Genomic DNA, 7,531 nt, shown 5'->3' with positions numbered 1-7,531 from the left:
GGGCGTACGCCGGTCTGCGCCGTCGCCTTTCATCCCGCGCACCGGCTGCTCGCGGCCGGGCATTCGAACGGCGCCGTCCTGCTGTGCCAGCCCGGGGCGGACGACGCGCTGTTCGCCAAGGCAGCGGGCGGGGGCGCCGTGACGGCGCTTGCCTGGTCGGCCGACGGCAGCGGCCTCGCGATCGGCACCGCCGAGGGCGAGGCAGCGGTACTGGCGCTTCCCGACGGGTGGCTGCGCGTGCCCGCGGACAGCAACACGAAAGACGCGGCCACGGCAACGCCGCGCGGGGAAACGCCATGACCGACGACGACGCGTCCAAGGACGATTTCTTCAACCGCATCGGTTTGCTTGCAGAGGAAATGTCCAATGCCCATGGCAAGGACTTCGCCATGGGCGTGCTGATCCTCGCCGCGCGCTTCCTCGCGGAGGGTAAACCGCTGAAGCGTTCATCGGAAGGTGAGGCGTCGTGATCGGCCGTGCTGCGACACGTCGGGCGTCCGATCGTGGGTCAGCCGTCGCGGAATGCTACATGGTGCATCGCAGCGTGTCGCGCGTTGACCCGACTTTGCGACAGATCAATGCGCCAAAGCACGCCGATATACGTGGCACAAGGCTTGCGTTGTTTCATTTCAGCCAATCGTCGGCGACGCGAATGCGACGCTCAAACACGAACGATGGTAAGGGGGGTTGATGATGGGATCGCCGGCAATGCTGGTGTCTTTCCCGCAGCGCAGCAGGCGTCCGCGCCAGGCTGCGTGCTCCCCCGATCGCATCCTTCATCCATGGGCGAAGCAGACCGTTCCTTCGGCTGGTGTCCATTCCGGTCCGATGCCGCACGGGCAACCGCGCGGATCGCTCTGTAACGACTGATCAGGGAGAAAACTCTATGCCTGATGGTTTGACGCTCAACAAGATCACCGCCCAGCGCGGGATCAGCATCGGCGAGGCGGCTCGCCGCGTCGCCGATCTGGGCTGGACGCCGAGCTACGTCCAGGAAGCGAACACCTTCCCGACCGACTACAAGATCAAGAAGGTGCCGCGCGACCCGATGAAGCAGGTCCTGCGGTCCTACTTCCCGATGCAGGAAGAGAAGGACAACCGCGTCTATGGCGCGCTCGACGCGGCGCTGCGTGGCGACATGTTCCGCAACGTGGAGCCCCGCTGGATCGAGTGGATGAAGCTGTTCCTCGCGATCATCCCGTTCCCGGAAATCTCGGCCGCGCGCTCGATGGCGATGGTCGGGCGTCTGGCGCCGGGCGAGGAGCTGCGCACCGGCTTCACCATGCAGATGGTCGACGAGTTCCGCCATTCCACCATTCAGATGAACCTGAAGAAGTGGTACATGGAGAACTACATCGATCCGGCCGGGTTCGACATCACCGAGGCCGCGTTCGGCAAGTGCTATGCGACCACGATCGGCCGCCAGTTCGCCGAGGGCTTCCTCACCGGTGACGCGATCACCGCGGCGAACGTCTATCTGACGGTGGTGGCGGAGACGGCGTTCACCAACACGCTGTTCGTCGCCATGCCGTCCGAGGCCGCGCGCAACGGGGATTACGCGCTGCCGACGGTGTTCCTGTCAGTGCAGTCGGACGAGAGCCGGCACATCGGCAACGGCCACTCGATGCTGATGTCGATCCTTCAGGACCCCGATAACCACAAGCTGCTCGAGCGCGATCTGAAGTATGCGTTCTGGCAGAACCACGCGATCGTGGACGCCGCCATCGGCACGTTCATCGAGTACGGCACCACGAACCGCGATAAGAAGAAGGAGTCCTATGCCGAGCTGTGGCACCGGTGGATCTACGAGGACTACTACCGGACCTACATGCTGCCGCTCGAGAAGTACGGCATCAAGATCCACCATGACGATGTCGCCCACGCGTGGGACCGCATCGTCAAGAGCAACTACGTCCACAAGACCGCGCAGTTCTTCGCGGTGGGCTGGCCCGTCAACTTCTGGCGGATCGAAGCCCAGACGGAGAAGGACTTCGAGTGGTTCGAGCACAAGTACCCCGGCTGGTATGCCGAGTTTGGCAACTTCTGGAAGTGGTACGACAAGCTCAGCCACAAGGGCAGCAAGCCGATCCTGTTCGCCGAGGAGGTCGGCTACGTCTATCCGTACCGCTGCTGGAGCTGCATGGTCCCCGCGCTGATCCGCGAGGAGTTCTGCGTCGGCGAGGTGGACGGCAAGCTCTATACCTACTGCTCCGAGGAATGCCGGTGGACGCACACGACCGCGTTCGCCGCCGAGTACGAGGGGCGCCCGACGCCTGCGATGGGCCGCTTCAGCGGCCGGCGCGAGTGGGAGACCTGCTACGACGGGTGGAACCTCGCGGACTGCATCCAGGACCTCGGTTTCGTGCGCAGCGACGGGAAGACGCTGATCCCGCAGCCGCATCTGCGATTTGACGATCGCGAGATGTGGACGCTGGACGACGTGCGTCCCTACACGCTGGGCAGCCCGCTTGAGGCGTTGCGCAAGATGACGCCCGAGGCGCGTGAGAAGGCCATCGCGGATTACCGCGCGGGCTTCACCATCAACGCGATCAACTGACGTCCCCAGGCTCCGGAGGGTGCGCGAGCGCTCTCCGGAGTCATTCTTCTCCCGGCGGTGATTGCCGGGATCACCTGGAGGAACGGCCGCGATGGCCGATGCGCAGACCTATACCGTACGTTTCGAGCCCGTCGGCATCGAAATGGACATCGAGGAAGGCGAGACCGTCCTGGATGCCGCTTTCCGCCAGGGCATCGCCGTCATGCACGGCTGCAAGGAAGGTCAGTGCAGCAGTTGCAAGTCGCGCCTCATGGAAGGCGACATCGAGCTGAAGCGGTATTCGACGTTCGCGCTGCCCGACTATGAACGCGAGACCGACCATATCCTGCTGTGCCGTACCCACGCCTACAGCGACCTCGTCGTCGAGCTTCTGAATTACGACGAGGAGCTGATGCGCCGGTCGATCCCGGTGCGCGAATTCAACGCCGAGGTGGCCGGCATCGAGCAACTGACCCACGACATCCGCCTGCTGCGCCTGTCGCTTGCGGCGCCGCTGCGCTTCTGGGCCGGGCAATATGTGGACATCACCTTGCCGCAGGACGGCATCACGCGGTCGTTCTCGATGGCCAACCCGCCGGAGGCGGACGGCACCACCGACCTCGCCTTCATCATCAAGCGGTACCCGGACGGCGCCTTCTCGTCGCGTCTCGACGGCGGTATCGCGGCGGGCGACCGGGTGACGGTGAAGGGACCCTACGGCACCTGCTTCCGGCGCGAGGGCAAGAGCGGTCCGTTGCTGCTGATCGGCGGCGGCTCCGGCATGTCGCCGCTCTGGTCGATGCTGCAGGATCATATCCGTTCGGGCGAAAGCCGGCCGGTGCGCTTCTTCTACGGTGCCCGCACCGTGGCCGACCTGTTCTATCTGGACGCGTTCCGGACGATGGAGAAGGAGGTCGCCGATTTCCGCTTCATTCCGGCGCTGTCCCACCACGACGGATCGCAACCGTGGTCCGGCGAGACCGGCTTCGTCCACGAGGTCGTCGCTCGCACGCTGATGGCGGAGGGGCTTGAGGGCGAGATGGACGCCTATGCCTGCGGCCCGCCGCCGATGATCGACGCCGTGCTGCCCGTGCTGCAGATGGCCGGGCTCGAGCCGGAGAACATCAACTTCGACAAGTTCACGCCGGCCACAAGATGAGCTGCCGGACGCGACGACCAGCCGACTGACGCGCACGAAATCAGGGGAGGAACAACCGCATGAGCGCGACTCAAGAGACTGTGGATTCCGTCAAGTCGGGCGCCGCCGGCGCCGCGAAGTTCGTCGACTGGGACAGCCGGAAGTTCAACTACTTCGAGCCGAAGGGCCGGAAGGCGTCCCATTACGAGGACGTCACCGTGGACGTCCAGCCGGATCCCAAGCGCTATCTGCTGCAGGACTGGATCATCTCGTTCGCCGACGGCACGCCGACCTATGCCGAGAACTGGACCCAGGCGCTGGCCTCCGACTGGCACAGATACCGGTCGGTCGACCAGGAGTGGGAGAAAACCCATTACCAGCGGCAGTCGACGATCGTCGGGATGCTGCAGAACGTCATCAACAACGGCCGCCGCTCCGGCGCGCCGACGCGCTTCGACCCGGCATGGGTGAAGATCCTGCAGGACCATCTCGGCGCCTACAAGCACGCGGAGTTCGGCCTCGGCACCGCGACGATGCAGGCGCAGCGCTACGGCTTCACGCAGATGGTGAACAACGCCATCCTGACGAACTCGTCCTACAAGCTGCGGTTTGCCCAGGATCTGACGCTGTACCTGAGCGAAATCGGCCTTGATATCGAGAAGTTCGACATCGATGCCGGCAAGCGGCACTGGCTCGACGATCCGGTGTGGCAGGGCACGCGCGAGGCGGTCGAGGCCATCATGGGCGCCACCGACTATCTCGAACAGTATTTCGCGGTGAACATCGTGTTCGAGCCGCTGGTCGGCGAGCTGTTCCGCAGCGGCTTCATCATGCGGGTGGCGGCCGCCCAGAACGACTTCATCACCCCGGCCGTCGTGTCCGCCGCGGAAGGCGATTACGAGCGCAACCTAGCGAACGCCGTCGAACTGATGCACATGCTGGCGACGGACGAGAAGCACGGCGCGCATAACCAGAAGCTTTTCGGCACGTGGCTGTCGCATCACGGCGCGCTCGCCAACAAGGCCGCCGCCAACCTGCAGCCGATCTGGTCGCTGCCGCGGGTCAAGGTCGCGCAGTACACGGACGCGGTGGCGCAGGCACATAACCGCCTGCGCGCCATCGGGTCCGAGGTCGGCATCGACGTGCGTGGCGTGATCGGCAGCTGAGCGCGCACTGAAAAGAGCAAGAGGACAGAGACATGTCGCATAGCGGTAGCATCTTCAAGTCCATGAAGGACGTGACGTTCGAGGACACGATCTCGCACCAGTGCGGGATCACCATGAATGACAGCGTCGAGGCGCGCTGCATCGCCGAGGTCATGGCCCACAAGCCGGGAATCCAGGTGACCTATCAGCCGTCGCTGATCCGCATCGATGGCGAGGGTCAGGTCGAGTTCAAGATGGACGAGATCAGCGAGGCGCTGGGCCGCGAGATGACCCCGCATCTCTTCGAAATCTCGACGTCGACCCATTACGGCCGGATGGTGATGGTCGACGACAACACCGTCACCGTGTTCGGCGACATGGAGGCGATGCGCCAGTACATCGAATAGGCCGGCAGGAACCACCCCGGCGCGCCGGCCCGCGCCGGGGTGGTGGCTCGCGACGGATGACGTAAGTCAGGCCGCAGAAACTCGCATGGGGAGCGGAGCAGCGATGTACAAGACCAAAGACGGCGAAGAGATTTTCATCATCGACGGCCACACGCATTTCTGGGACGGCAGTCCCGCTAACCAGAAGAATATCCACGGTGCCCAGTTCATCGACTGCTTCTATGGGTATCACAACGCGCTGAGCCCCAAGGAGAATCTCTGGCCGAAGGACAAGTTCGACAAGTACAGCGCCGAGCAGATGTACAACGATCTGTTCGTCGACGGGCCGGACGACATGGCCATCCTCCAGTCCACCTACCTGACGGACTTCTACAAGAACGGCTTCAACACCACCGAACGCAACTCGGCGATGGCGAAGAAGTGGCCCAACCGCTTCATCCTCAACGGTGCCTTTGACCCGCGCGACGGCGAGCGCGGCCTCGACGAGCTCGACGAGCTGGCGGCGAAATACAACCTGAAGGGCGTGAAGCTCTACACGGCCGAGTGGCGCGGCGACAGTCGCGGCTACAAGCTGTCCGACCCGTGGTGCTACAAATATCTCGAGCGGTGCGAGAAGCTCGGCATCAAGAATATCCATGTTCACAAGGGGCCGACGATCATCCCGCTCGACCGCGACGCGTTCGACGTGGCGGATGTGGACCATTGTGCCACGGACTTTCCGAACCTGAACTTCATCGTCGAACACTGCGGCCTGCCGCGGCTGGATGATTTCTGTTGGATCGCGGTGCAGGAGACGAACGTCTATGGCGGCCTGGCCGTCGTCCTGCCCTTCATTCACAGCCGCCCCGGATATTTCGCGCACGTCCTATCGGAGCTGCTGTTCTGGCTCGGCGAGGACAAGCTGCTGTTCGCGAGCGACTACGGCATCTGGACGCCGCGCTGGCTGGTCGAGAAGTTCATGGCCTTCGAGCTGCCGGACGAGGTGAAGCGCGAGACCGGCACGGACCTGACCCTGCAGGCCAAGAAGAAGATTCTGGGCCTGAACGCGGCGCGTCTCTACGGCATCGACGTCGAGGCGCAGAAGAAGAAGCTCGCCCACGCCGAAGCCGTTGCCGCCGAATGATGGACGCAGTCGCCGGCCGCCAGCACCATGAGGTGCTGGCGCGGCTCGCGCGGGTGACCGACCCGGAACTCGACGAGCCGGTGACGACCCTCGGCTTCATCACCGACGTGGCGGTGGAGGGCGGGCACGTGGCGATCCGCTTCCGTCTGCCGACCTACTGGTGCGCGGCGAACTTCGCGTTCCTGATGGCCGAGGACATGCGGCGCGAGGTCGCGGCGCTCGACTGGGTGCAGCGGGTGGACGTCACGCTCGATGACCACATGTATGCCGACACCATCAATGGCGGTATCAGGCGCGGCGCCACGTTCCACGAGGCGTTCGGCAACGACGCCGCCGCCGACCTCGATGAGCTGCGGCTGACCTTCAACCGCAAATCCTTCCAGCGCCGTCAGGAACTGTTGCTGCGCGCGCTGCTGGAGGCCGGTCGCGCGCCGGAGATGCTGGTGCGGCTGACCGTGGCCGGACTGCACGCGGCATGCGACGACGAGGTGCTGGGCGGTCTCGCGGCCCGCTACCTCGATCGGCGCGACATCCCCGGGTCGTTCGACGGCGGCTCGCTCGCCTTTGTCGACGTGCAGGGCCGCCCGCTGTCCGCCGCCGATGCCATGCGGCCGTATCTGCGGTCATTGCGCAACGTCGCGGTGAACGTGGAATTCAACGGGGCGCTGTGCCGCGGCCTGCTGGCAGCCCGCTTCAACGAGGCGCAGCCGGACGACCGCGAGCCGACCTTGCGTGACTTCATGCTGCAGGCGCTGTCGCGACAGACCGGAGAAGGTCAGGGTCATGCCCAAGATACTGCTCCACGATAACGAGGCGCGCGCGGCGCTCGGGCGCGGCGTCGCCAAGCTCGCCCGTGCGGTGCGCGGCACGCTCGGGCCGCGCGGGATGAACGCCGTCATCGACCGGCCGATCGGCACGCCGATCGTCTCGCGCGACGGCGTGAGCATCGCCCATGAGATCGAGCTGGAGGACAAGTTCGAGAACATGGGGGCGCTCGTCCTGCGGGAGGCATCGCGGCAGACGAACGAGGTCGCGGGCGACGGGACCACGACGGCCACCGTGCTGGCGGATGCGATGGTGCAGCAGGGTCTCGCCGCGCTGGCGGCCGGCGCCCGCCCGGTGGAGCTGGTGCAGGGTCTCGAGGCGGCGGTGGCCCGCGTGGAGGGCGCGCTGCGCGATGCC

At 65.1% G+C, this 7,531-nt stretch carries 8 protein-coding genes and 1 pseudogene; all 9 read left to right on the top strand.

What is annotated here, in order from left to right:
- Positions 1-300 (top strand): annotated as a pseudogene (locus B8460_RS22075) (hypothetical protein); the annotation flags it as partial.
- Positions 297-470, top strand: coding sequence for a hypothetical protein (locus tag B8460_RS22915; RefSeq protein WP_199445656.1), 174 nt, complete (start codon positions 297-299; stop codon positions 468-470). The pseudogene B8460_RS22075 and the gene B8460_RS22915, both read left to right, overlap by 4 nt.
- Positions 471-886: 416 nt before the next feature.
- Positions 887-2,557, top strand: a complete 1,671-nt coding sequence (locus B8460_RS14355) for an aromatic/alkene/methane monooxygenase hydroxylase/oxygenase subunit alpha (protein ID WP_048862299.1) — start codon at positions 887-889, stop codon at positions 2,555-2,557.
- 91 nt (positions 2,558-2,648) lie between these two features.
- Positions 2,649-3,695, top strand: coding sequence for an NADH:ubiquinone reductase (Na(+)-transporting) subunit F (locus tag B8460_RS14350; RefSeq protein ID WP_048862298.1), 1,047 nt, complete (start codon positions 2,649-2,651; stop codon positions 3,693-3,695).
- A gap of 59 nt (positions 3,696-3,754) precedes the next feature.
- Positions 3,755-4,840 carry a ferritin family protein gene (locus tag B8460_RS14345; RefSeq protein WP_048862297.1) on the top strand — a complete coding sequence of 362 codons (1,086 nt, stop codon included), beginning with the start codon at positions 3,755-3,757 and terminating at the stop codon, positions 4,838-4,840.
- Positions 4,841-4,872: 32 nt separating this feature from the next.
- Positions 4,873-5,226, top strand: coding sequence for an MmoB/DmpM family protein (locus B8460_RS14340; RefSeq protein WP_048862296.1), 354 nt, complete (start codon positions 4,873-4,875; stop codon positions 5,224-5,226).
- A gap of 103 nt (positions 5,227-5,329) precedes the next feature.
- A complete protein-coding gene (locus B8460_RS14335; protein WP_048862295.1) occupies positions 5,330-6,349 on the top strand; it encodes an amidohydrolase family protein in 1,020 nt (339 codons plus the stop codon).
- The gene (locus B8460_RS14330) at positions 6,349-7,158 is read left to right on the top strand and encodes an iron-sulfur cluster assembly protein (protein WP_048862294.1); all 810 of its coding nucleotides are present in this window, start codon (positions 6,349-6,351) and stop codon (positions 7,156-7,158) included. The genes B8460_RS14335 and B8460_RS14330 overlap by 1 nt, the downstream gene beginning before the upstream one ends.
- On the top strand, positions 7,133-7,531 hold a 399-nt coding region (locus B8460_RS14325), incomplete at its 3' end, for a TCP-1/cpn60 chaperonin family protein (protein WP_048862293.1). The genes B8460_RS14330 and B8460_RS14325, both read left to right, overlap by 26 nt.

Source organism: Acidisphaera rubrifaciens HS-AP3 (assembly GCF_000964365.1).
Classification (GTDB): Bacteria; Pseudomonadota; Alphaproteobacteria; order Acetobacterales; family Acetobacteraceae; genus Acidisphaera; species Acidisphaera rubrifaciens.
Note: the sequence above shows the minus strand (reverse complement) of the source record. Positions and strands in the feature narration are given on the sequence as shown.